Raw genomic sequence first — 22820 nt, forward strand, 5'->3', positions numbered from 1 at the left:
ACGACCCGGATCGCGCTCACCGTCCGCCGCCCAGGGGGAGGCGCGCGGACAGCCGCCACACCGACTCCCGCGGTCCCGCCTGCGCCTGTCCGCCCAGCAGCGCGGCCCGCTCGGCGATGCCGCGCACTCCGCGGCCGCCTCCCGGGCGGACCACCGGGGCACTGTCGGGCAGCGGATTCTCCATCGTGATCTCCAACTCCTCGCCGTGCAGGGCGATCCACAGGGACACCGGGGACGCCCCGGCGTGGCGCAGGGCGTTGCTCAGCCCCTCCTGGACGATGCGGTACGCCTCGCGCGAGACGGGCGCCGGGATGGCGATCAGGTCGCCGTCGGCGGTGAGTGAGACCGGCACGCCGCTGCGGGCGATCAGACCGTCCAGGGTCTCGAGGGTCGGCCCGGTGAGCCGGGCCGCTCCCTCCTCGTCCTGGCGCAACAGGCCCAGTACGGAGTCGAGTTCGCCCACCGTGCGCCGAGTGGTCTCCTCGATCGCGGCCAGGGCCTCGCGCACGAACTCCGCATCGCTGTCCAGGACCCTGCGGGCCGCACCCGCCTGGAGAGTGACGGCGCTCAGGGCATGGCCCACCGAGTCGTGCAGCTCGCGGGCGAGACGGTTGCGCTCGGCCAGCTCGGTGGCCCGGCGCTCGGCGGCGGCCAGCCGGTCCGAGGGGGTCAGGCCGAGGAGAACCGGGGCCTGGCGGGCCAGCAGTGCCCCGGCCGCGGCGGCGCACGCCGCGAGCGCGATCAGCATGGCGATCCCGGCGACCGGGAACAGGGCCAGCTGCCAGGCCGGGTAGTGGGGCATACGGAGAAGGTCCCGCACTGGGGGGAGCAGTGGCACCACGATCAGGCTCACCGCGAACGGCGGCAGCGCGAGGGTGGCCCCGCTGATCAGGGCGCCCAGGCCCACATGGAGCGTGAACCAGGCCGAGGTCCGCAGCCGCGCCGTGCGCGAGCGCGCCGGGCCGTCGGCGAACCGGTCGGCGGGCACCCCGCACAGCACTCGCGCGGCTGCCACCGACATCGGCCGGGTCAGCGGGAAGTACGCGGTCACCGCGGCGAGCGGCAGAGCGACCGCGTACGAGCCGAACTGCACCTTCAGCGAGTTGGAGAACATGCCGCCGGCGTTGACGGCCGGGCCGACGAAGACGGTGGCGAGAAGCCAGTACGGCATCAACAGCGCACCGCCCAGGATCAGATGGATCCAGCGCAGCCTGGCCCGGGCCCCGAACAGCGCACCGAGCACTCTCCTCACGCGCAGCGCCGGCGCAGGAAGGAGGCCGTGCCGGTGACGACGAGCAGCCCGACGATCATGCCCACAGCGTAGGTCAGAGCCATCAACCCCGTTGCCCGCTCGCCATCTTCGGGCCCGGGCAGTACGGCAGCGATCAGCAGCCAGATGCCCCAGCAGCCCACCGCGCCGGAGCCCAGCCAGGCCATGGCCAGCGGCGTCTTCAGCGGCAGTGCGGGGGCTGGGCGGAAGGCGATGAGCAGTGCTCCCGCAACGGCGACGACCACGAAGAGGGCGCTTACGCCTTCGAGTACGTAGAAGTCGGCTGCGCGCTGCTCGATGCGCGTCCGGCTCAGGCCGGTCGTCGCGCCGCACGCCCAGAGCAGACGCATCGTGGCGGGGAGGAGCGCGAGCACCGCGGCGGCCACGGCGCACACCTTCAGCAGCCGGCCGGCGGCGGCCACTGGCAGGTCCCAGACCCGGCCCCGCCACACATGGCTCCAGCGCTCCCTCGCGTACAGCACGAAGAGCGTGCCGAGGGTCAGCCCCTGGACGATGAAGCCGCAGTAGACGACGCCGAAGACCCACTCGTCGAGGAAGGGCTCGCTCGTGGAGCGCTCGATCCCGCCGCCGGAGAAGGCATTGACCAGCAGCTGGACCGGGAAGCCGACCATGATCGGGAGCAGCAGCCCGCCCGCCACCCACATGGGGACCGCCAGCAGCGAGGCGGGCACCCGTCTGCCCCAGCCCTGGGTGAGCAGCAGCGCCAGCACGATGACGGCGCCGTCCATCAGGACGGTGACGCTGTTGGCGACGGCCATCAGGGCCCGGTTGTCGAGCAGCACGCTGTCGTCGGGGATGCCGATCCGGCTGCCGGCGATCCAGGCGGTCTTGAGCGAGAGATACGGGACGCAGGAGGCGATCGCGAGAGTGCGCAGCACCACGCGGGCGCGCCCGGGATGTTCCGGAAGGGCGGCGGGAGCACCAGGTGCGAGCGGTGTCTGTGTCATGACACCCACGCTTCCGTCCACGGCCCCGCCCGCGCCTCCTGCGTCGCGACGATTGCCCTCCCCCGCGCGGCGGAGAAGGACACGCGCACGGTGGAGCGGGACGCCGGCGATCGCAGGAGACCGGGTCAGAGCCTCCGGGTCGCGAGGGTGAGCCGGTCGCGTGCGTCGAAGAGCGCGTCCTTGATCATCTGTTCGTGGCCGGGGGTGAGCCGGGCCACGGGTACCGAGCAGCTGATCGCGTCGCGGGCCGGCGTGCGGTACGGGATCGCGATCCCGAAGCAGCGCAGCCCCAGCGTGTTCTCCTCGCGGTCCACGGCATAGCCCTGCTCGCGGATCACCTGCAGCTCCTCGATGAGCTGCTCGCGGTCGGTGATGGTGTGCTCGGTCAGCGACGCCAGGGTCTCCGGCAGCATCTTGCGCACCTGCTCGTCGCTGTGGGTGGCGAGCAGCGCCTTGCCCAGCGAGGTGGAGTGGGCGGGCAGCCGGCGGCCGACGCGGGTGAAGGGGCGCAGATAGTGCTGCGACTGGCGGGTGGCGAGATAGACGACATTGGTGCCGTCGAGGCGGGCGAGGTGGATGGTCTCGGTGGTGTCGTCGGAGAGCCGGTCCAGGGTGGGGCGGGCCGCCGCCACCACCTCGTCGCCGTCGATGTACGAGGTGCCCACGAGCAGCGCCCGTACGCCGATGCCGTACCGCGTGCCCGTCGCGTCCGTCTCCACCCAGCCGAGCTCGACCAGCGTGCGCAGCAGCATGTAGAGGCTGGACTTGGGATAGCCGACGGCCTCCTGGACCGCGGCGAGCGAGTGCATGCCGGGGCGCCCGGCGAAATACTCGAGCAACTCCACGGTCCGCACCGCGGACTTGACCTGTGCCCCACCGGAATCGGCAGTCGACATTGCTCTTCGCCCCTTCGTGACCCGCTGACCTTCTTGACCGCGCAGAACGCCCGGAAATAGAGTCCCCACACATTCACCATCGGGAACGCTGTTCAGAATACCGAACAACTCCTGGGTGGCAGTAGACCGGGAAGGAAGCCGCGGTGGCAGCAGCACCAGTCTGGAGTGTCGACCCCCGAACCGGGAACCCGCGTGAGCAGGTTGCGGTGGAGTCCACGGCCGAAGAGATCGACCGCGCGGTCCGCGCGGCAGACTCCGCCCGCCCCGCGCTCGCCGACCGGAGTGTACGCGCGCTGCTGCTGCGCACCGCCGCCGACCTGCTCGACGAGGCCCGCGAGCACGTCATCGAGGCCGCCGACGCCGAGACCGCGCTCGGCCCCACCCGCCTCACCGGTGAACTCGCCCGCACCACCGCCCAGTTGCGCGCCTTCGCCGATGTCGTCGACGAGGGCGCCTTCCTCGACATCCACATCGACCACGCGGATCCCACGCGGACCCCGCCCTGGCCGGACCTGCGCCGCTACAAGCTCCCCCTCGGTGTCGTCGCCGTCTACGCCGCCGGCAACTTCCCGCTCGCCTTCTCCGTGCCCGGCGGCGACACCGCGAGCGCCCTCGCGGCCGGCTGCCCGGTCGTCGTCAAGGCGCACCCCGACCACCCCGCCACCTCCGAACTGTGCGCCTCCGTCCTGCGTCGGGCCGCCCGCCGCGTCGGCCTGCCCGACGACGTCGTGATCCTCGCGCACGGCTTCGACGCGGGCGTCGAGCTGGTCCGGCACCCGCTGGTCGCCGCGGCGGGCTTTACCGGATCCGTACGCGGCGGGCGCGCGCTCTTCGACGCCGCGGCCGCCCGGCCCGTGCCCATCCCCTTCCACGGCGAGCTCGGCTCCCTCAACCCCGTCGTCGTCACCGAGGCGGCGGCCGGGGAGCGCGCCGAACAGCTCGGGGCCGGGCTCGCGGGCTCGATGACCCTCGGGGAGGGCCAGTTCTGCACCAAGCCCGGCTTTGTGCTCGCCCCCGCGGGCGACGCGGGCGACCGGCTCCTCACGTCGCTGACGGCCGCGGTCAGCGAGACCGAGCCCGGTGTGATGCTCGACCGGCGGATGCGTTCCGCCTTCGTCGAGGGCGTACGGGCCAGGGCCGCACTGCCGGACGTGCAGGCCCCGATCACCCCCGGCGCGGGCGGTGAGCACACCGTGAGCGCCGGATTCCTGTCCGTACCCGCCCGGCTGCTGGCCGCCGAAGGCCCGCACGACCTGCTGCTCGAGGAGTGCTTCGGCCCGGTCACCGTCGTCGCACGCTACGAGTCGGACGCCGAGATCACCGCGGTACTCGGCCGGCTGCCCGGCAATCTCACCGCCACCCTGCACCTCTCCGCCGGCGAGGCCGCGGGAGAGGGCCGGGGCGCCGAGCTGCTCGCCGAGCTCACCCCGCTCGCGGGCCGCGTCCTGGTCGGCGGCTGGCCGACCGGCGTCGCCGTCGCCCCCGCCCAGCACCACGGCGGCCCCTACCCGGCGACCACCTCCACCTCCACCTCGGTCGGGGCCACCGCCATCGAGCGCTGGCTGCGCCCGGTGACGTACCAGACGACCCCTGAGGCGCTGCTCCCGCCCGAGCTGCGCGACGGCAATCCGCTCTCCCTGCCGCGTCGGGTGGACGGCCGCCGGGAGACTCCGCGAAGCTGAGCGATGTGAGCGACCAGATCGAACTGCCCGAACTCCCCTTCCCGCTGCGGCCGTACGGCCCCGAGGCCAACTGGTCGTACGACGAGGGCGTGCTGACCGGCTGGGCCGGCGCCCGGCAGGACCGCTTTGTGCCGCCCGCGGGCGAGGCCCTGGATCCCGCCTCCGACGCGCCGCGCCTGCTCGGCGCGCCGGAGGGCGACTTCCAGCTCATCGCGCGGGTCACGGTGGGCTTCGCCGCGGCTTTCGACGCGGGCGTGCTCTATCTGCAGGTCGGTGAGCGGGAGTGGGCCAAGCTCTGCCTGGAGCTCTCCCCGGACACGCCGACCATCTGCACGGTCGTCACCCGTGGCCACTCCGACGACGCCAACTCCTTTGTGGTCGACGGCGACAGCGTGTGGCTGCGGATCAGCCGCACCGGCAAGGCCTTCGCCTTCCACGCGTCGACGGACGGCGAGCGGTGGACCTTCGTACGGATCTTCGCGCTGGGTACCGAGGAGCAGGCCGGGGCCGCGCTGGTCGGCTTCCTGGCGCAGTCGCCGGTGGGCGAGGGCTGTGTGGTGACGTTCGACCGGATCGAGTTCCGGCCGGGCTGGCCACAAGGGCTGCGCGACGGCAGCTGAGGATCAGAGACGCACCACGATCTTGCCGGTATGGGTGCAGGTCTCCATCAGCCGGTGGGCGTCCACGATCCGCTCCAGACCGTCGAAGGTCTCGGCGATCACCGGAGCCAGTGAACCGTCGCGCAGACCCGAGCCGATGAAGGCCGAGGCCCGGCGCCTGTACCCCTCGGTGCCGGCGGGCACGCCGTTGTTGTAGGTGTGCACCGTGAGCGGCCAGTTCAACGACAACTCGATCGGCCGCGGGTCCAGCCAGCCGTAGAGCACCACCGTGCCACCGGGCACGACCGCGTCGCCCACCGCCCGGAAGCCCGGCCCGCCGATCGCGTCGAAGGCCAGATCGGCACCGCGCCCGCCGGTGATCCGTTTGACCTCCTTCACCAGGTCCTCGCTCCCGGTGGTGATGACATGGGCCGCGCCCAGGTCGAGCAGCTGCTGCTTCTTGGCCTCGGTACGGGTGGTGGCGATGGGGATCGCGCCGATCCGGGCGGCGGTCTGGATCGCCGCCGTGCCGACGCCGCTGGAGGCGCCGGTGATCACCACATGGTCGCCGGGGCGCAGTCCGCCGGTTTCCAGCAGGCCGCCGTAGGCGGTGGAGTACGTCAGCCACACGGCCGCCGATGTCACCGCATCCACCCCCTCGGGACGGCGGACCACCGAATCGACGGGCAGGACGACCCGCTCCCCGTACACGCCGTGCACACCGAAGTCGAAGTTGGCGACGGCCATCACAAGGTCGCCCGAGGCGAACCCGGTCACGCCTGCACCGACCGCGTCGACGACACCGGCCGCCTCGTAGCCGAGCCGGGAGCCGGGCAGGGTCGCCGGGTAGTAGTAGGTGCCCGCGCGGAAGAGTGCCTCGGCCCTGTTGAGACCGATCGCCTCTACACGGAAGCGGACTTCGCCCGGGCCGGGCTCGCGCAGTGCGACGTCCTCGATCGTCAGAACGTCGGGGCCGCCGAGCTCATGGAAAAGAACTGCCCTGGTCAAGGGGGTGGTTGTCATGGGTACGACGCTATGGAGCAGTTCCGGGACGATCCATGTCTCAGACCATCGGGTTCATGTCCGATCGTCTTGCCTGTGTACGGTGCGGACATGGACGTACTCAGCGATGCGATCGCCGCGATGCGCACCGGGCGACCCCACTCCGCGCGGACCGTCAAGTACGCGCCCTGGGGCGACCGGTTCCCGGCCGGCGAGGGTGCGGGCTTCCATGTCGTACTCCAGGGCTCGGCGTGGTTGCTGCCCCCGGAAGGCGCCGATCCCCTCCTGCTCGGCCCCGGCGATGTGGTCTTCCTCGCCCACGGCTGCCACCATGCCCTCGCCGACCACCCCGACTCGCCGCTCGACCCTGTGGAGCTGGAGCCCGACGGGAGCTGGCCCGCCGCCCCTGAGCCGCGATCCGGCAATGGGCGCCCGGCGACCGTGATGCTCTGCGGCGCCTACCAGTTGAGCAAGGCGCGGGCCCATCCGCTGCTCACCGATCTGCCCCCGGTGATCCACTTCCCGGCCCGGGTCGGCCGGCATGCATCGCTGCGCTCCGCCGTCGAGCTGCTCGGCGCCGAACTCGCCGACCCGCAGCCGGGATCCGACGCGATCGTGCCCGCCCTCCTCGACACCCTGCTGCTGTATCTGCTGCGCGCCTGGTGGCTCCGGGAGCGCGCCGACGAGCGGACGGGCTGGGCCGGGGCCCTCAACGATCCCGCCGTCACCGCCGCGCTGCACGCCATCCACCGCGATCCGGCGAGGCCCTGGTCCGTCGGGGAGCTGGGCGCCGCGGCCGGTCTGTCGCGCGCCGCCTTCGCCCGCCGGTTCACCTCGCTCGTCGGCCGGCCCCCGCTGGCCTATGTCACCTGGTGGCGCATGACGTGCGCCGGGAGGCTGCTCAGGGCGGGCGACGCCCCGCTGCGCACGGTGGCCGAGCGCGCGGGCTACACCTCGGAGTTCGCCTTCGCCAAGGCGTTCAAGCGGGAGTACGGGATGGCACCGGGCCAGTACCGTCGCCTGAACGGCTGAGCCGCAGCCGCGCCGTCGCCACCACCGGCCGCGATCGCCACCTCGGGCCGACCTCGCCGCGTCCCGGCGGAATGACGGGGCCCGCGACCGTGTTGACTCATTGCGGAGGTTGCCTCCGCAATCCGGCATCATACGAACCACTGGAGAGAATGATCATGCGCGTCGAGATCTGGAGCGATATCGCCTGCCCCTGGTGCTACATCGGCAAGGCGCGCTTCGAGAAGGGGCTCGCCGCCTTCGCCCACCGCGACGAGGTCGAGGTCGTGCACCGCTCCTTCGAGCTCGACCCGAACCGCGCCAAGGGCGAGACCGGCCCGGTGGTCCCCATGCTGGCGAAGAAGTACGGGCGCACCATCGAGGAAGCCCGGTCGATGGAGGAGCACGTCGCCTCCAACGCGCGCTCCGAGGGGCTCGACTACCGCACCGAGGGCCGTGACCACGGCAACACCTTCGACATCCACCGGCTGCTGCACCTGGCCAGGGCCCGCGGCCGCCAGAACGAGCTGCTGGACCTCGCCTACCGGGCAAACTTCGCCGAGGAGCGGTCCGTCTTCGACGCCGAGATCCTGGTGGATCTCGCCGTCGAGGCGGGTCTGGACGCGGACGAGGCGCGCGCGGTGCTCGCCGACGAGGACGCGTACGCCGACGAGGTGCGGGCCGACGAGCGCGAGGCCGCCGAGCTGGGCGCGACCGGGGTGCCGTTCTTCGTGCTCGACCGGCGGTACGGGGTCTCGGGCGGGCAGCCGGCCGAGCTGTTCACCCAGGCGCTGCAGCAGGCGTGGCAGGGCCGGGTCCTGGCTCCCATCGGCGCGGATGCCGCCGCCTGTGACGCCGACGGAGCCTGCGAGGTCCCGCCCGGGGCCCATGCATAAGCGTTGCTGAGAGGTGTCCCTCAACGATTCTCGATTGACCTGCCGTTGAGGGCACCGCAGGGTGATCATATGGAGACCCTGGGCGGCGCGGAGTTCGCGCCGGAGATGACGTATCTGAACACGTCCAGCTGCGGGCTGCTGCCCCGCCGGGCCGTCGCGGCAGTGAAGCTGCTTGCCGACGAGCTCGCCGCAGGGCGACCGGGCGGCGCCGGCGACTACTCGACGGTGACTGCCGCCCGGCAGTCCTTCGCCCGGCTGACCGGCGTGGGCGAGGGACGGGTCGCCGTCGGCGGTTCGGTCTCGGTGCATGTCGGACTGATCGCGACCTCACTGCCTCCGGGCGCGGAAGTCCTCTTTCCGGAGGGGGAGTACGCCTCGGTCATCACGCCCTTCCTCGTGCGCGGCGATCTGAAGCTGCGGTACGCGCCACTGGAGCGCCTGGCCGACGCGGTGCGTCCGGGCACCGCGCTGGTGGCGTTCTCGTCGGTGCAGTCCGCGGACGGCCGGATCGCCGATCTGGCGGCGGTGCGCGCCGCGGCGGCCGCGCACGGGGCCCGTACGCTCGTCGACGCCAGCCAGTCGGCGGGCTGGCTGCCGCTGGACGCGGGCGCGTGGGACTTCACGGTCACCGGCGGCTTCAAGTTTCTGCTCTGCCCGCGCGGCGTCTCGTTCCTCACGCTGAGCGAGGAGGCGCAGGCGTCCGTGGCGCCGATCCACGCCGGTACCTTCGCCGCGCGGGATCTGTGGGCGAGCACGTACGGTCCGATCGAGGAACTGGCGCGCTCGGCCACCCGGTACGACGAACCCCCGGCCTTCCCCTCGTACCACGGGGCCAAGGAGTCGCTCGCGCTGCTCGAAGAGATCGGCATCGGCGCGGTGCACGCGCATGACACGGCGCTCGCCGCGCGGTTCAGGGCGGGCCTGACGGAGCTGGGGTACGCGCCGGTGCCGGGCGATTCGGCCATCGTCGCCGTGCCGGAGCTTGGCCATCGCGCCCCGGAACTGGCCGCTGCGGGGGTCATCCTCTCGGACCGTGCGGGCAATCTGCGGGCCGCGTTCCACCTCTACAACTCGTCGGCGGACGTGGACCGGGTGCTGGAACTCCTGTCCCGCTGATCCCGGCCCGCCGTCCCGTCAGACCTCGGCCGCGGCCCGGCGGGCCAGCTCCGGGCAGTCCGCCGTCCGGGTGCACAGACTCGCCTCGACCTTGGCGAGCAGTCTGGTGAGCTCACGGCGCTCGTCCGCGTCCAGCCCGGTCAGCGTGTGTTCCTCCAGCTCCGCCCACGCCGCCTCCACCGCCGAGTGCAGCGCGCAGCTCTCGTCCGTGGCCTCGACGAGAACCGCGCGCCCGTCGGCCGGGTCGGGGCGGCGGCGGACGTGCCCGGCCTGCTCCAGGCGCTGGAGCATCTTGGTCACGGTGGACGGGTCGAGCTCGACGGCCTTGATCAGCTCCGACTGGCGCACCGGGCCCGCGTCCCACAGATGCATCATCACGAATTCCTGGCCGGGGTAGAGCCCGAGGCCCTTGAGCACTCTGCCGGCGGCCATGCGGTGCAGCCGGGCGACCCGGGAGACGGCATGGCTGACGGGCCCGCCGAGCGCGGTGCTCGGCAGCGGCTCGGTACAGGCGGGGTCGGCCGCGGTCTCGGGTTTCATCGGGCCTCCTCGGGCGGTGGTGACTGCCGGAGCGGACAGTGTCCGGGACAGTGTCTCCAAAAACTTTACCTTGGTCGACCAAGTAATGGGCTACAGTGGCCCCGGCCCGATTACTTGGCCGACCACATAAAGCTTTGAGGGGCTATCCATGACCACCGCATTCGACCCGATCGACCTCGCAGGTACGCAGCTCGCCAACCGGATCGCCATGGCGCCCATGACCCGCAGCAGGGCGTACGGCGACGGCCTCACCGTCACCGACTCCACCGTCGAGTACTACGGCCAGCGCGCATCGGCCGGCTTGATCGTCACCGAAGGCATCCAGCCCTCCGTCGTCGGCCAGGGCTACCCGGACACCCCCGGCCTGCACACCGCCGAGCAGGTGGCCGCCTGGCGCAAGGTCACCGACGCCGTGCACGCCAAGGGCGGGAAGATCTTCGCCCAGATCATGCACGCCGGCCGCATCGGCCACCCGGTGCTCTGGCCGGACCAGGAACTTCTCAGCGTGGCTCCGTCCGCCGTCGCCGCCGCGGGCCAGCTCTTCACGCACGAGGGGCCCAAGGACTTCATCGCCCCGCGAGAGCTGACCGCGGCCGAAATCCCCGGGATCGTCGACGACTTCGTCGAGGCGGCCCGCAACGCCGTCGAGGCCGGCTTCGACGGAGTCGAGCTGCACGGCGCCAACGGCTATCTGATCCACCAGTTCCTCGCCCCCAACACCAACCGGCGCACGGACGAGTGGGGCGGCTCCGTCGAGAACCGCATCCGTTTCGCCGTCGAGGTGGCCAAGGCGGTGGCCGCGGCGATCGGACCGGAGCGGACCGGACTGCGCGTCTCTCCCGGCAACCCGTACAACGACATCGCCGAGACCGACCCGGAGGCCGTATACCCGGCGCTGGTCAACGAGATCGAGCCGCTGGGCCTCGGCTATCTGCACGTCATCGAGAACGGCCCGGGGTACCGGGACGTGACGCTCGCGCTGCGCAAGCGGTTCAGCGGCACCTTCATCCTCAACCCGGCGACCGAGGGCCCGACCGACCACGGGGCGCTGGGGCTGATCGAGGACGGGACCGCGGACATTGTGGCCTTCGGCTCGCTGTTCCTGGCCAACCCGGACCTGCCCGCCAGGCTCAAGGCCGAAGGCCCGTACAACACCCCGGACACCGCCACGTTCTTCGGCGGTGACGACAAGGGCTACACCGACTACCCGGCGCTGAGCGTGAGCTGACCCGCACGGAAGACGGAAAGGGGGCGGCGCCGGTCCACCGGACCGGCCCCGCCCCCTTCGCGCTGTCAGCGCACCGGCGTGAAGTCGCGCGCGCCGATGAAGTCCGGCCGCGGGACCGGAGCCGCGAACGGCTCCGCCGCCTGGTTCTCCACGCTGTTGAAGACGATGAAGACATTGCTGCGCGGATACGGGGTGATGTTGTCCCCGGAGCCGTGCATGCAGTTGCAGTCGAACCAGGTCGCGGACCCGGCCCTGCCGGTGAACAGCCGGATGCCGTGCCGGTCGGCCAACCGCGTCAGCGCCGCGTCCGACGGTGTGCCCGCGTCCTGCATCTGCAGCGACTTCTTGTAGTTGTCCTTCGGCGTCTCGCCCGCGCAGCCCAGGAACGTCTTGTGCGAGCCAGGCATGATCATCAGGCCGCCGTTGGTGTCCAGGTTCTCGGTCAGCGCGATCGAGACGGACACGGTGCGCATGTTCGCCAGCCCGTCCTCGGCGTGCCAGGTCTCGAAGTCCGAGTGCCAGTAGAAGCCCGAGGCGCCGAAGCCCGGCTTGACATTGATCCGGGACTGGTGGACGTAGACGTCCGAGCCAAGGATCTGCCGGGCTCTGCCCACCACTCGCTCGTCCCGCACCAGGCCTGCGAACACCTCGCTGAGCTTGTGCACCTGGAAGACCGAGCGCACGTCCTGGGACTTCGGCTCGATGATCGAGCGCTCATCGGCCCGTATCGCCGGATCGGCGACCAGCCGGTCCAACTCGCTGCGGTACAGGGCGACTTCGTCCTGCGAGATCAGCTCGTCGACGGTGAGGAAGCCGTCCCGCTCGAAGCCCATCAGGTCGGACGGGACGATCGGCCCCGGCGCCCCGGGCGACGACCAGACGACCGGGTCCTGGCGAGGGGTCGTCACCTCGCCCACCCCACGGGTCGGGTACAGGTCGGTGCGTACAGCGGCGGTGGTCATCTCTCAGCCCTCCTCGGGCTCGGTGAGCAGCGGGTAGACGCCGTTCTCGTCATGGTCCTCCCGTCCGGTGACGGGCGGGTTGAAGACGCAGACACAGCGGAAATCGGTCTTGGGACGCATGGTGTGGCGCTCATGGCCGTCCAGCAGATACATCGTGCCGGGCTCGATCCAGTGGGTCTCGCCGGTCTCGTCGTTGGTGAGCTCGGCCTCGCCCTCCACGCAGAGCACGGCCTCGATGTGGTTCGCGTACCACATCGACGTCTCCGTACCCGCGTACAGCACGGTCTCGTGCAGCGAGAAGCCGACCTTCTCCTTGGCGAGCACGATGCGCTTGCTCTCCCAGGTCCCCGACGAGGCCTTCACATGCCGCTCGGTGTTCTCGATGTCCTTGAACGATCGGACGATCACGGTGAGTTGTTGCCTTTCCTTGTCGTACGGCGGGTCAGGCCGTCTCGCGGACGCTGCGGGCCAGGATGCGCAGACCCTCGTCCAGCTCCTCGGGCGTCACGGTGAGCGCGGGCAGCAGCTTGACGACCTCGCTCTCCGGGCCCGAGGTCTCCAGCAGCAGCCCCAGCTCGAAGGCCCGGGCGCAGATGGCCGAGGCGCGCGCCTTGTCCTCGAACTCCAGGCCCCACACCAGGCCGCGGCCCCGGAAGCTCACCCCCGGCTCCGCGCTCTCACCCGCGATGGCCAGCAGCGCCTGCTCGACCTGCTCGCCGCGGGCGAGGGTCTGCTTCTCCATCTGGCCGTCCGCCCAGTAGGTGTCGAGCGCGGCGGCGGCGGTGACGAACGCGGGGTTGTTGCCGCGGAAGGTGCCGTTGTGCTCGCCCGGCTCCCAGATGTCCAGCTCCGGCTTGAACAGGCAGAGCGACATGGGCAGTCCGTAGCCGCTGATGGACTTCGACAGGGTGACGATGTCCGGCGTGATGCCCGCCTCCTCGAAGGAGAAGAAGCCGCCGGTGCGGCCGCAGCCCATCTGGATGTCGTCGACGATCAGCAGCATGTCCTGGCGGTGGCACAGCTCCTGGAGCGCGCGCAGCCACTCGGCGCGGGCCACATTGATGCCGCCCTCGCCCTGCACGGTCTCCACGATCACGGCGGCCGGCTTGTTGAGGCCGGAGCCCTGGTCCTCCAGCAGGCGCTCGAACCAGAGGAAGTCCGGGACCTGGCCGTCGAAGTAGTTGTCGAACGGCATCGGTGTGCCGTGCACCAGCGGGATGCCGGCGCCGGCCCGCTTGAAGGCGTTGCCGGTGACGGCGAGCGACCCGAGCGACATGCCGTGGAAGGCGTTGGTGAACGAGACGACGGACTCGCGCCCCTTGACCTTGCGGGCCAGCTTGAGCGCGGACTCGACCGCGTTGGTGCCGGTCGGGCCCGGGAACATGACCTTGTACGGAAGGTCGCGCGGCCGCAGGATCACGTTCTGGAACGTCTCCAGGAAGGCGCGCTTGGCCGTGGTGGCCATGTCCAGGCCGTGGGTGATGCCGTCGCGCTCGATGTAGTCGATCAGCGCGCGTTTCAGCACCGGGTTGTTGTGTCCGTAGTTGAGTGATCCGGCGCCGGCGAAGAAGTCGAGGTAGGTGTGGCCGTCCTCGTCGTGGAGGTAGCTGCCCTGCGCGCGGTCGAACACGGCCGGCCAACCGCGGCAGTAGCTGCGCACCTCCGACTCCAGGGTCTCGAAGACACTCAGGGCGGGCGGGGTGATGGTCACGGCAAGTCTCCAGAGGTGGGGGGGGTGTCAGGCGGAGAAGGGGCCAATGCGGTACAGGACTTCGGGCTGGTGGGTTCCTTCGGGGAACAGCCCGCCGTCGAAGAGGACTTCGCGCGCAAGGGGCGCGTCGTGGCGCTTCGCGTACGAGGTGAAGAGCCGGTCGGACGCCGTGTTGTCGGGGGTGATGGTCGTCTCGACCTCACGCACCCCGTGCTTGCCGGTCACCTTGGCGGTCAGCGCGTCGAGGAGCACACCGGCCAGGCCCCGGCCGCGGTGCGCGTGGTCGACGGCGACCTGCCAGACGACCAGGGCCTGCGGGCGCTCGGGGCGCACATAGCCGGTGACGAAGGCGATGGGTGTTCCGTCGGCGTCGCGCGCCACCACGGAGGTGGCGGCGAAGTCGCGACACCACAGCAGATAGCTGTACGAGGAGTTGAGGTCCAGGACCTGGGAGTCGCGGGCGATGCGCCAGATCGCGGCTCCGTCCTCCACTCGTGGGGTGTCAATCGTCGTGAATTCGCTCGGCGTGCTGGTTCGTACAAGGTCTTCCTGTGCGGCGGTCATGCCGAGGTAATTTACCGAGCTAATTCTGAAATTGCATTGCTGGAAGGGGTTGGGTGGAGCGGCTCTCTGTGTTATCGCGCGAGCGCGTGCGCAGCCTCGGGCGACGGCCTTTTCGGCCGATTTGCAGCGGAAATAAGCGATGAACCGGGCGCGCTGTGGAGTCGGTCACATATCCGTAACTGCCGCGAGACCCGCTCGAATTACGCCGTCGGATCCTGTTGAAATTTTGGTGTTTAGGATCCGGGAACGGGGGCAGAAGACCATGGGAAGCCGCCCGAAATAAAGCGGCATCCGGAATTCTTTAATTAACGCAGACTTTCACGGCCTGAGAAATTGAGTTCACCGAGAGCGCGACCGGTTCGGGGCGCGGCGCCGGTGCCCGCGCAGCCGCCCGGACGACGGCGCCGCGGGCCTCGTACAGTGCTGGCATGAGCGATCACGTGGTGCTGCATGTGAAGGGGCGGGTGCTCGTCGGACCCGAGGAGGCGCGGGACGAGCTGTGGGTGGTGGATGGCCGGATCTCGTACGAGCGGCCGCGTGCCGAGGCCGTCACCGTCCAGGGCTGGGCGCTCCCCGGTCTGGTCGACGCACACTGTCACGTCGGGCTCGACGCCCACGGCGCGGTGGACGAGGCGACCAGCGAGAAGCAGGCGCTGACCGACCGGGACGCGGGCACCCTGCTCATCCGTGATGCGGGATCTCCCGCCGACACCCGCTGGATCGACGACCGTGAGGACCTGCCGAAGATCATCCGGGCGGGCCGTCACATCGCACGCACCCGCCGCTACATCCGTAACTTCGCCCATGAGATCGAACCGGACGAGCTCGTCGCCCACGTCGCCCAGGAGGCACGGCGCGGCGACGGCTGGGTCAAGCTCGTCGGCGACTGGCTCGACCGGGACGCCGGGGACCTGGGCGCCTGCTGGCCGCGTGGCGCCGTCGAGGCGGCGATCGCCGAGGCACACCGGCTCGGCGCGCGGGTGACCGCGCACTGCTTCGCCGAGGACTCGCTGCGGGACCTGGTCGAGGCGGGTATCGACTGCATCGAGCACGCCACCGGCCTCACCGAGGACACCATCCCGCTCTTTGCCGAGCGCGGCGTCGCGATTGTGCCGACCCTGGTCAACATCGCCACGTTCCCGGACCTCGCGGCGGGCGGCGAGTCGAAGTTCCCCCAGTGGTCCGCCCATATGCGGCGGCTGTACCAGCGCCGCTACGACACGGTGCGCGCGGCGTACGACGCGGGTATCCCGGTCTTCGTCGGCACGGATGCGGGCGGTTCGCTCGCCCACGGCCTGGTGGCGGCCGAGGTCGCCGAGCTCGTGAAGGCCGGAATCCCGCCGCTGCAGGCCCTGTCGGCGACGACCTGGGGGGCGAGGCAGTGGCTCGGCCGTCCGGCGCTCGAAGAGGGCGCGCCGGCGGATCTCGTGGTGTACGACGAGGATCCGCGCGCGGACGTCAGGGCGCTGGCGGCGCCGAGCCGGGTGATCCTCAACGGCCGGGTGATCGGCTGATATCCGGGTCCTGCGCCCCGCGTCTCCGTTGCAGAGTTGACAGTGCGTTACCCCTGGCCCATGTCCCTCGTTTGCCCACTTCTGGCGCGCTCCCGCGCAAGCGCCCCCTTGTGCGCTCACGGGATACGCGACACGGGTGAGCCACGGGAACACACGTACCGAGAGATTCGAATGCCGTGGCGGAAACCCCACGTTGGGGTGAACTCGCGCCAGGCAACTGTCAGTTCACTCTCAGTGCCGTGAAACTTCCCGTGTTCAGTCGCCGCCGCCCCACGTGTCCCCGTGGGGCGGCGGCGACGCCGTGTCTCTTGTGGGGGTTCCACCACCTTGAACAGCAACACCTTCCGCATGCCCGCACGCCGCGCCGCCGCCGTGACGGCAGCTGCCGCGCTGGTCGCCGGACCCGTCGCGGTCGCCGGGCCGGCGTACGCCACCGGGGGCGGCGGCGAGGGCCGGGCCAGTGCGGTCGTACTCCGTACCGGTCTCGATGTGTCCCTGCTCAACAAGTCCGCCGACGTCCCGCTCAAGGCCGCGCTCAACGAGGTGCAGGCGCCCGCGAGCGCAGAGAAGACCACGCTGAGCGTGCGGGTGGACGGAGTCGACCGGGGCAGGCCCGTCCAGCTGCTGCGTGCGGACGTGGCCACCGCGAAGGCGAGCGCCGACCGGCACCGGGCGGAGGCGTACAGCAATCTCGTCCGTGCCCGCGTGCAGGTGCCGGGACTGCCGCTGCTGTCGATCGTCGAGGTCGAGAAGGTCACGTCGAAGGCCGTCTGCGAGGCGGGCAGGCAGCCGGTCGCGGAGTCGAATCTGCTCGGCCGGGTGACCGTGCTCGGCAAGCGGACCACGCTCTCGACCGGTGGCACCACCCGTGTCGAGGTGCCGGGCGTCGGTGAGGTGACGCTCGATCTGTCCAAGACGCACACCACGTCCCGTACGGCCGCGGCCACGGCGCTGGAGCTCAGGGTCTCCGTCAACCCGGCCAAGCTGAATGTCGCCGAGGTGACCGGCTCGGTCACCCTCGCCGAGGCGAAGTGCGAGTCGCCGGGCACGGCGCACGACGAGTCCAAGCCCGCGGCCGCGCAGGAGCCGACCGCTGCGCAGGACCCGACCGCTGCTCAGGAGCCGACTGCCGCGCAGGACCCGACCGCCGCGCAGGACCCGACCGCCGAGCCGGGCGCCGGCGTCAAGGCGCAGTCCGGCGCCGCCCCGGCCAAGGACGACCTCGCCGAGACCGGCGGCAGCGCCGCGACCTCGTACATCGCCGGAGGCGCGGCCCTGCTGCTGGCGCTCGGCGGCAGCGCCATGGTGCTGGCCCGCGCCCGCGCCCGCCGCTGACCACGGCGCCCGCACCCACTCGTGATCGTCATGTCACGCGGCGGCCGCCCACCGCCGGCCGGCACGGGGTCGATCGTGGGTGCCGGGCGCTGCCGCCCCGGCCGACGTCGCGCATGGACGACGGCCGGGGCGCGTCAGTCCCCGACCATCGTCAGCGCCTGGTCGAGCGCCTGCAGAAAGCGATTGGTCGTCACCCGGTCGCGCACCGCCAGCCGCAGCCAGCCGGGGCCGAGCCCCGGAAAGGTGTCGCCCCGGCGGGCCGCGAAGCCCAGAGCACGCAGCCGCTCGCGCACCTCGGCCCCGCGCCGGACGTGGACGAGTACGAACGGGGCCTCGGCCGCCGCCACCACCCGCACCTCGTCGAACTCCGCAAGACCCGCCAGCAGATGGGCCCGCTCCGTCGCGATCACCTGCGCCGCCTGCTCGGCCTCCTTGAGCGCGCCGGGCTCCATGCACGCCTCGGCGGCGGCCAGCGCGGGCGTCGAGACCGGCCACAGCGGCTGAGCCTGCTCCAGCGCCGCGATGGTCCCGGGCTCGGCGAGCACATAGCCGATGCGCAGGCCCGCGAGCCCCCAGGTCTTGGTGAGGCTGCGCAGCACCACCAGGCCGGGGATGTCGGTCCGTCCCGCCAGTGCCTCCGGCTCGCCGGGCACCGCGTCCATGAACGCCTCGTCCACCACCAACAGCCTTCCCGGACGGGCCAGTTCGGCGATGTCGGCGGCCGGATGCAGTACGGATGTGGGGTTGGTCGGATTCCCGATCATCACGAGGTCCGCCGCGTCGGGCACGGCCGCCGGGTCGAGCCGGAAGCCGTCCTCCTCCCTCAGCAGCAGCCGGGCCACCCGGTGCCCCGCGTCCCGCAGCGCCGCCTCGGGCTCGGTGAACTGCGGGTGCACGACCAGCGGGTGACGTACCGTCAGCGCCCGGGCCAGCAGTACGAACGCTTCCGCCGCCCCCGCAGTCAGCAGCACCCGCTCCACCGGCACTCCGTGCCGCTGCGCCACCGCGGCCCGTGCCGCCCGCCCGTCAGGATAGGCGGCGAGAGCGGTCAGCGAGCTGGTGATGCGCTCACGCAGCCACTGTGGGGGAGTCCCGCAGCGGACATTGACGGCGAGATCCGTCAGACCGGCGTCCCGTACCTCCGCGTCACCGTGGTGCCGCAGGTCGTGTGCGTCAATGGGAGTGCGCATGGCTGCCGTGGTGTTGATGGCCGTGGCCGTGGCGGTGTCCGTCGTGGTGGTGCCCGTCGTCGTCCGGGTGGAAGTGCGGCTGCTGCGGCGAGCCCACCTTCTCCTCGAAGCCCGGCAGCGCGATCCGGTAGACGCACGAGTCGCAGTTCATCCGGATGTCGCCCGCGACGGCCTCCCGGTAGCGCTCCATCACCAGGTCGAACAGCTCCGGCTCCGGGCCGATGACATCGGCGCAGCGCACCTCGACGCCCGGGTGCGCCTCCGCCCAGCCCTCCGTCTGCTGCCGCACCCGGTCCGGCAGGATCCCGGTGAACAGGAAGTACGGCAGCACCACGATCCGGCGGGCCCCCAGCCGCACGCACCGGTCCAGCCCGCTCGGCACATCGGGCGCGGCGAGCGACACGAACGCCGTCTCCACGCCCGCGTACCCCCGTCCCTCCCAGAGCAGCCTGGCCGCCTTGTGCACCTCGGCATTGGCATCCGGGTCGGTCGAACCGCGGCCCACCAGCAGCACCGTCACATCGGCGCGGTCCGCGGGCCGGCGCGGCCCGGAGCCCAGCGCCTCGTTCAGCCGCCGCTCCAGCACGCGCAGCAGCGCGGGGTGCGGGCCGAGAGGACGGCCGTAGGTGTACGAGATCTGCGGGTGCCGCTCCCGCTCACGGGCAAGAGCGGCCGGGATGTCGCCCTTGGCGTGCCCGGCGGACACCAGCATCAGCGGAACCGCGGCGAGGCGCGTCACGCCCCGCTCGACCAGTTCGCTGACGGCTTCGCCGAGGGGCGGCGAGGACAGCTCGATGAAGCCGCCCCCGACGGGGAGTTCGGGATGGCGCCGCCCCAGCTCCCGTACGAAGTCCCGGAAGGCCTCGGCCCCGGCTTCGTCACGGGTGCCGTGACCGGCGATCAGCAGTGCGGGCGGGGTGGTCACGCGTTCTCCTTGATGTGGGGGTGGTACGGCAGAGCATTGCGCGCGACGCCGCCCGGGGCGAGAGCGGGGCAGTTACAGGAGGATTTCTTGTCCTTCATGACTGCCACCGGTAGCCGCGCGGTGTCACCATGCGGCCGGCGATCTCGCGCGTGGCCGTATTGCCGACCGTCACGACCGTCATCATGTCCACCGTCGCCGGATCCAGTCCCGCCAGTGTCGTCAGGCGGCTCGATTCGTCCGCCCGGGACGCATTGCGTACGACGCCCACCGGCGTGCCCGGCTCGCGGTGTTCGGCGAGGATCGACAGCGCCTTCGGGAGCTGCCAGTCGCGGCCGCGGCTGCGCGGGTTGTAGAAGGTCACGATGATGTCCGCCTCCGCCGCGGCCCGCACCCGGCGCTCGATGACCTCCCACGGAGTGTGCAGATCGGAGAGGCTGATCGAGACATGGTCGTGCCCGAGCGGCGCACCCAGGATCGCGGCGGCGGCCAGCGCCGCCGTCACGCCCGGCACACCCACCACGTCGATGTCGTCGGACGCCTCGGCGAGCGCGGGGGATGCCATCGCGTACACGCCCGCGTCGCCGCTGCCGATGAGCGCGACCGCATGTCCGGCGCGGGCCTCGGCCACCGCCGTACGGGCCCGCTCCTCCTCCGCGCCGAGGCCGGACTCGATGACCCGGGCGCCCGGCCTGAGCAGATCACGGATCTGGTCCACGTACTGATCGAGCCCGACCAGTACGGAGGCGCGGCGCAGCTCCTCCCTCGCACGCGGGGTGAGAAGATCGCGGGCCCCGGGCCCGAGCCCGACCACGGCGAGCCGCCCGCGCGGCGCTCTGCGCACGACCGCGCAGGTCGCCATCGCGGCCCGGCCGACGGGGTTCGACTTCCGCTTCGGGACGAGGAGTTCGCCGCCGCCCGCGAGCGCCGCGGCCTCGGCGACGGAGGGCGTTCCGACTGCGGCGAGCGGCGCGCCGGACGGGTTCGGCACGGCGATCTCTGCGAGCCGCTCGGCGGCGTACGTCACCAGGGGCACGCCAAGGAGACCCGCGGCCCCGACGATCCCCGGCTCCTCGGCCTTCGCGTCGACGGTCGCCAGCTCGGCCACACTCAGCGCCGAGAGCCCCGCCTCGCGCAGGGTCTCCTCGACGAGGCCGACGACCTCGTCGACGGGGGAGCCCTTGGAGGCCCCGACGCCGACGACGAGCGACGGGGGTCGCAGTACGGCGTCGTTCGGGCCGGCGTCGAAGGACCGGTCGGTGACATGGAGAGCGGTGCCGGCGCCCTCCGGCGTCACATTGCCCGGCAGCGGCGGGAGCGGCCACACCGCGTCTGCCCGCAGCGCCACCGGTTCGCCGTCAAGGACCGCGCGCGTCACGGACGCGACCGCGCCCTCGACCGGCCAGCCCAGGGTGTCCAGGCCCGGGATGTCCGCCGCGTCCGTCGCCGTCGTCACCACCGGGGCGCAGCCCAGAACGTCCGCGACCTGCGCCGCCAGCTCGTTCGCAGCGCCGCTGTGGCCGCCCAGCAGGGACACCGCATACCGCTGTCCCTCGTCCACGCACACCACGCCCGGGTCCGCCGACTTGCCCGCCAGCAGCGGGGCGATCAGCCGCACCACCGCGCCCGTCGCCAGGAAGCAGACCAGCTGCTCGCACTCGGCGAATGCCCGCTCCACCGAAGGGCGCACGGGACCCTCGTAGATCCGGGTCCGTTCGGGCCAGGCGGCGGCCAGCCGGTCGCGGGCGGCAGCTCCCGCCGCCGTGGCGGAGATCAGGCCGATCACTGATTCGCTCCCTTGGTGCGCAGGGCCTTGCGGGCGGCCGGATCGGCCTTCCGGAAGCCATGGAAGTGGCCCGGGTGATAGAGGTGCGAGCGCGTCCCCGAAGCCGCCAGCGCGGGCCCCACCAGGAACAGCGTGTGCTTCCAGAGCTTGTGCTCCTTGACGGTCTCCTCCAGCGTGCCGACCGTGCAGCGCAGGATCAGCTCCTCCGGCCAGGTCGCCTGGTACGCGATCACCACCGGCGTACTCGTCGGATAGCCGCCCTCCAGCAGCTCCTGCGTCAACTGCCCCGAACGGGCCGCCGACAGAAAGAGCGCCATCGTCGTGCCGTGCCGCGCGAACTCCCGTACCTCCTCGCCCGGCGGCATCGGCGTCTTGCCGCCGCCGAGCCGGGTAAGGATCACGGACTGCGCGACCTCAGGGATCGTCAGCTCGCGCTGCGCGAGCGCCGCGACCGCCGAGAACGACGAGACGCCCGGCACGATCTCGACGTCGAGGCCCAGCTCCACACAGCGGTCGAGCTGCTCCTGAGTGCCGCCCCACAGCGCCGGGTCGCCGGAGTGGATGCGGGCGACCAACAGGTCGTCCGCCCGCGCCCGTTCGTACACGGCGACGACGTCCTCCAGCGACATCGCCGCCGAATCGAGGATCTCTGCGCCCTCGCGCGCATGCTCCAGGACCTCCGCCTGCACCAGGCTGGCCGCCCAGATGACAATGTCGGCATCGGCGATCGCCCGTGCGGCCCGGAACGTCAGCAGATCGGCGGCGCCCGGGCCCGCGCCGACGAAGGTCACCTTGCCACGGGTGGCGGCATCGGCCATGAGCGGTGGTCCTCTCGGGTTATTCGTGTCATTCGGGTGGATCGGGACAGCTCGGATGTGCCAGGAAGCGGGTCAATCCGCTAGCAAGGGCGCATGGCGGTGCTCGTCGCGCTCGGCGCGTTCCTGATGACGCTGTTCGGCGGCTGGACGGCGCAGCGCGTCACCGACCGCCGCCACCTCGTGCTCGGTCTGGCCGGCGGTCTGATGCTCGGTGTGGTCGGCCTCGACCTGCTGCCGGAGGCACTTGAGGCGGCGGGCAACAAGGTGTTCGGAGTGCCGCAGGCACTGCTGCTGTTCGTCGGCGGCTTTCTCACCGCCCACCTGGTGGAACGACTGCTGGCGGTCCGCCAGGCGGCACACGGTGCGGACGAGAGAATGCCGCAGGTGGGACTGACGGCGGCCGCGGCCATGGTCGGCCACAGCCTGATGGACGGCGTCGCGATCGGCGCTGCCTTCCAGGTGGGCGGCGGCATGGGCGCGACCGTGGCGATCGCCGTCATCACCCACGACTTCGCCGACGGCTTCAACACGTACACGATCACCAGCCTGTACGGGAACACCCGCGGCAAGGCGGTCGCGATGCTCGTCGCCGACGCACTCGCGCCCCTTGTCGGCGCCGCGTCCGCCGTGCTGTTCACGCTTCCCGTGGAACTCCTCGGCAGCTATCTCGGGTTCTTCGGCGGCGCGCTGCTCTATCTCGCCGCCGCCGAGATCCTGCCCGAGGCGCACCACGCCCACCCCGCGCGCTCCACCCTGCTGTGCACGGCCGGGGGAGTGGGCTTCATCTGGCTGGTGGTGGGCCTCGCCGAGTGA

General features: G+C 71.7%; 22 protein-coding genes. 9 read left to right on the forward strand and 13 right to left on the reverse strand.

Annotated features, from left to right (window positions below):
• Window positions 1-16: 16 nt before the first annotated feature.
• The 3 genes from ACQEVG_RS10280 to ACQEVG_RS10290 form a co-directional block, all read right to left on the reverse strand.
• Window positions 17-1252, reverse strand: coding sequence for a sensor histidine kinase (locus tag ACQEVG_RS10280; protein WP_432980300.1), 1236 nt, complete (start codon window positions 1250-1252; stop codon window positions 17-19).
• Complete coding sequence (locus ACQEVG_RS10285; protein WP_432980303.1) at window positions 1249-2238, reverse strand: hypothetical protein; 990 nt, start codon at window positions 2236-2238, stop codon at window positions 1249-1251. The genes ACQEVG_RS10280 and ACQEVG_RS10285 overlap by 4 nt, the downstream gene beginning before the upstream one ends.
• A 125-nt stretch (window positions 2239-2363) precedes the next feature.
• On the reverse strand, window positions 2364-3134 hold the full coding sequence (locus ACQEVG_RS10290) for an IclR family transcriptional regulator (protein WP_432980306.1): 771 nt from the start codon (window positions 3132-3134) through the stop codon (window positions 2364-2366).
• 143 nt (window positions 3135-3277) lie between these two features.
• Here ACQEVG_RS10290 and ACQEVG_RS10295 point away from each other — a divergent pair, with 143 nt between their 5' ends.
• Together ACQEVG_RS10295 and ACQEVG_RS10300 are read left to right on the forward strand one after the other, a co-directional pair.
• Window positions 3278-4816: an aldehyde dehydrogenase (NADP(+)) gene (locus ACQEVG_RS10295; RefSeq protein WP_432980309.1), complete on the forward strand. Its 1539-nt coding sequence runs from the start codon at window positions 3278-3280 to the stop codon at window positions 4814-4816.
• Window positions 4817-4821: 5 nt separating this feature from the next.
• Window positions 4822-5436: a DUF1349 domain-containing protein gene (locus tag ACQEVG_RS10300; RefSeq protein WP_432980312.1), complete on the forward strand. Its 615-nt coding sequence runs from the start codon at window positions 4822-4824 to the stop codon at window positions 5434-5436.
• Between the two features lie 3 nt (window positions 5437-5439).
• Here the strand turns inward: ACQEVG_RS10300 and ACQEVG_RS10305 are convergent, their stop codons facing one another.
• The gene (locus tag ACQEVG_RS10305) at window positions 5440-6438 is read right to left on the reverse strand and encodes a zinc-dependent alcohol dehydrogenase family protein (protein ID WP_432980315.1); all 999 of its coding nucleotides are present in this window, start codon (window positions 6436-6438) and stop codon (window positions 5440-5442) included.
• A gap of 90 nt (window positions 6439-6528) precedes the next feature.
• Here ACQEVG_RS10305 and ACQEVG_RS10310 point away from each other — a divergent pair, with 90 nt between their 5' ends.
• From ACQEVG_RS10310 to ACQEVG_RS10320, 3 genes are all read left to right on the forward strand, one after another.
• A complete protein-coding gene (locus ACQEVG_RS10310; protein ID WP_432980318.1) occupies window positions 6529-7449 on the forward strand; it encodes an AraC family transcriptional regulator in 921 nt (306 codons plus the stop codon).
• A 155-nt stretch (window positions 7450-7604) separates the two neighbouring features.
• The gene (locus ACQEVG_RS10315; protein ID WP_432980321.1) at window positions 7605-8321 is read left to right on the forward strand and encodes a DsbA family oxidoreductase; all 717 of its coding nucleotides are present in this window, start codon (window positions 7605-7607) and stop codon (window positions 8319-8321) included.
• Between the two features lie 69 nt (window positions 8322-8390).
• Window positions 8391-9437 (forward strand): aminotransferase class V-fold PLP-dependent enzyme, encoded by a 1047-nt coding sequence (locus ACQEVG_RS10320; protein WP_432980324.1) that lies wholly within the window; start codon window positions 8391-8393, stop codon window positions 9435-9437.
• Between the two features lie 18 nt (window positions 9438-9455).
• On the opposite strand, the gene ACQEVG_RS10325 is transcribed toward ACQEVG_RS10320, so the two are convergent.
• Window positions 9456-9977, reverse strand: coding sequence for a MarR family winged helix-turn-helix transcriptional regulator (locus tag ACQEVG_RS10325; protein ID WP_432980327.1), 522 nt, complete (start codon window positions 9975-9977; stop codon window positions 9456-9458).
• A 148-nt stretch (window positions 9978-10125) separates the two neighbouring features.
• Here ACQEVG_RS10325 and ACQEVG_RS10330 point away from each other — a divergent pair, with 148 nt between their 5' ends.
• Complete coding sequence (locus tag ACQEVG_RS10330) at window positions 10126-11205, forward strand: alkene reductase (protein WP_432980330.1); 1080 nt, start codon at window positions 10126-10128, stop codon at window positions 11203-11205.
• A gap of 65 nt (window positions 11206-11270) precedes the next feature.
• Here the strand turns inward: ACQEVG_RS10330 and thpD are convergent, their stop codons facing one another.
• Genes thpD through ectA form a run of 4 tightly spaced genes read right to left on the reverse strand, consistent with a single transcriptional unit; the run spans window position 11271 to window position 14442 of the window.
• Window positions 11271-12167, reverse strand: coding sequence for an ectoine hydroxylase (gene thpD, locus ACQEVG_RS10335; RefSeq protein ID WP_432980333.1), 897 nt, complete (start codon window positions 12165-12167; stop codon window positions 11271-11273).
• A gap of 3 nt (window positions 12168-12170) precedes the next feature.
• Window positions 12171-12575, reverse strand: coding sequence for an ectoine synthase (locus ACQEVG_RS10340; RefSeq protein ID WP_432980336.1), 405 nt, complete (start codon window positions 12573-12575; stop codon window positions 12171-12173).
• Window positions 12576-12609: 34 nt separating this feature from the next.
• A complete protein-coding gene (gene ectB, locus ACQEVG_RS10345) occupies window positions 12610-13878 on the reverse strand; it encodes a diaminobutyrate--2-oxoglutarate transaminase (RefSeq protein WP_432980339.1) in 1269 nt (422 codons plus the stop codon).
• A 27-nt stretch (window positions 13879-13905) separates the two neighbouring features.
• Complete coding sequence (gene ectA / locus ACQEVG_RS10350) at window positions 13906-14442, reverse strand: diaminobutyrate acetyltransferase (RefSeq protein ID WP_432980342.1); 537 nt, start codon at window positions 14440-14442, stop codon at window positions 13906-13908.
• 428 nt (window positions 14443-14870) lie between these two features.
• On the opposite strand from ectA, the gene ACQEVG_RS10355 reads away from it, so the two are divergent.
• On the forward strand, window positions 14871-15956 hold the full coding sequence (locus tag ACQEVG_RS10355) for an amidohydrolase family protein (protein WP_432980345.1): 1086 nt from the start codon (window positions 14871-14873) through the stop codon (window positions 15954-15956).
• Between the two features lie 327 nt (window positions 15957-16283).
• The gene (locus ACQEVG_RS10360; RefSeq protein WP_432980348.1) at window positions 16284-17291 is read left to right on the forward strand and encodes an SCO1860 family LAETG-anchored protein; all 1008 of its coding nucleotides are present in this window, start codon (window positions 16284-16286) and stop codon (window positions 17289-17291) included.
• Between the two features lie 134 nt (window positions 17292-17425).
• Here ACQEVG_RS10360 and cobC read toward each other — a convergent pair whose 3' ends face one another.
• The 4 genes from cobC to cobM all read right to left on the reverse strand — a co-directional run bounded on the left by cobC (window position 17426) and on the right by cobM (window position 22007).
• A complete protein-coding gene (gene cobC, locus ACQEVG_RS10365; RefSeq protein WP_432980351.1) occupies window positions 17426-18481 on the reverse strand; it encodes an Rv2231c family pyridoxal phosphate-dependent protein CobC in 1056 nt (351 codons plus the stop codon).
• Window positions 18465-19406 (reverse strand): sirohydrochlorin chelatase, encoded by a 942-nt coding sequence (locus tag ACQEVG_RS10370; protein ID WP_432980354.1) that lies wholly within the window; start codon window positions 19404-19406, stop codon window positions 18465-18467. The genes cobC and ACQEVG_RS10370 overlap by 17 nt, the downstream gene beginning before the upstream one ends.
• Before the next feature lie 94 nt (window positions 19407-19500).
• Window positions 19501-21189, reverse strand: coding sequence for a precorrin-3B C(17)-methyltransferase (gene cobJ / locus ACQEVG_RS10375; protein ID WP_432980357.1), 1689 nt, complete (start codon window positions 21187-21189; stop codon window positions 19501-19503).
• Window positions 21186-22007 carry a precorrin-4 C(11)-methyltransferase gene (cobM, locus tag ACQEVG_RS10380; RefSeq protein ID WP_432980360.1) on the reverse strand — a complete coding sequence of 274 codons (822 nt, stop codon included), beginning with the start codon at window positions 22005-22007 and terminating at the stop codon, window positions 21186-21188. Before cobM ends, cobJ begins: the two co-directional genes overlap by 4 nt.
• 93 nt (window positions 22008-22100) lie before the next feature.
• On the opposite strand from cobM, the gene ACQEVG_RS10385 reads away from it, so the two are divergent.
• A complete protein-coding gene (locus ACQEVG_RS10385; RefSeq protein WP_432980363.1) occupies window positions 22101-22820 on the forward strand; it encodes a ZIP family metal transporter in 720 nt (239 codons plus the stop codon).

Source organism: Streptomyces sp. CA-135486, from assembly GCF_050936555.1.
Lineage (GTDB): Bacteria > Actinomycetota > Actinomycetes > Streptomycetales > Streptomycetaceae > Streptomyces.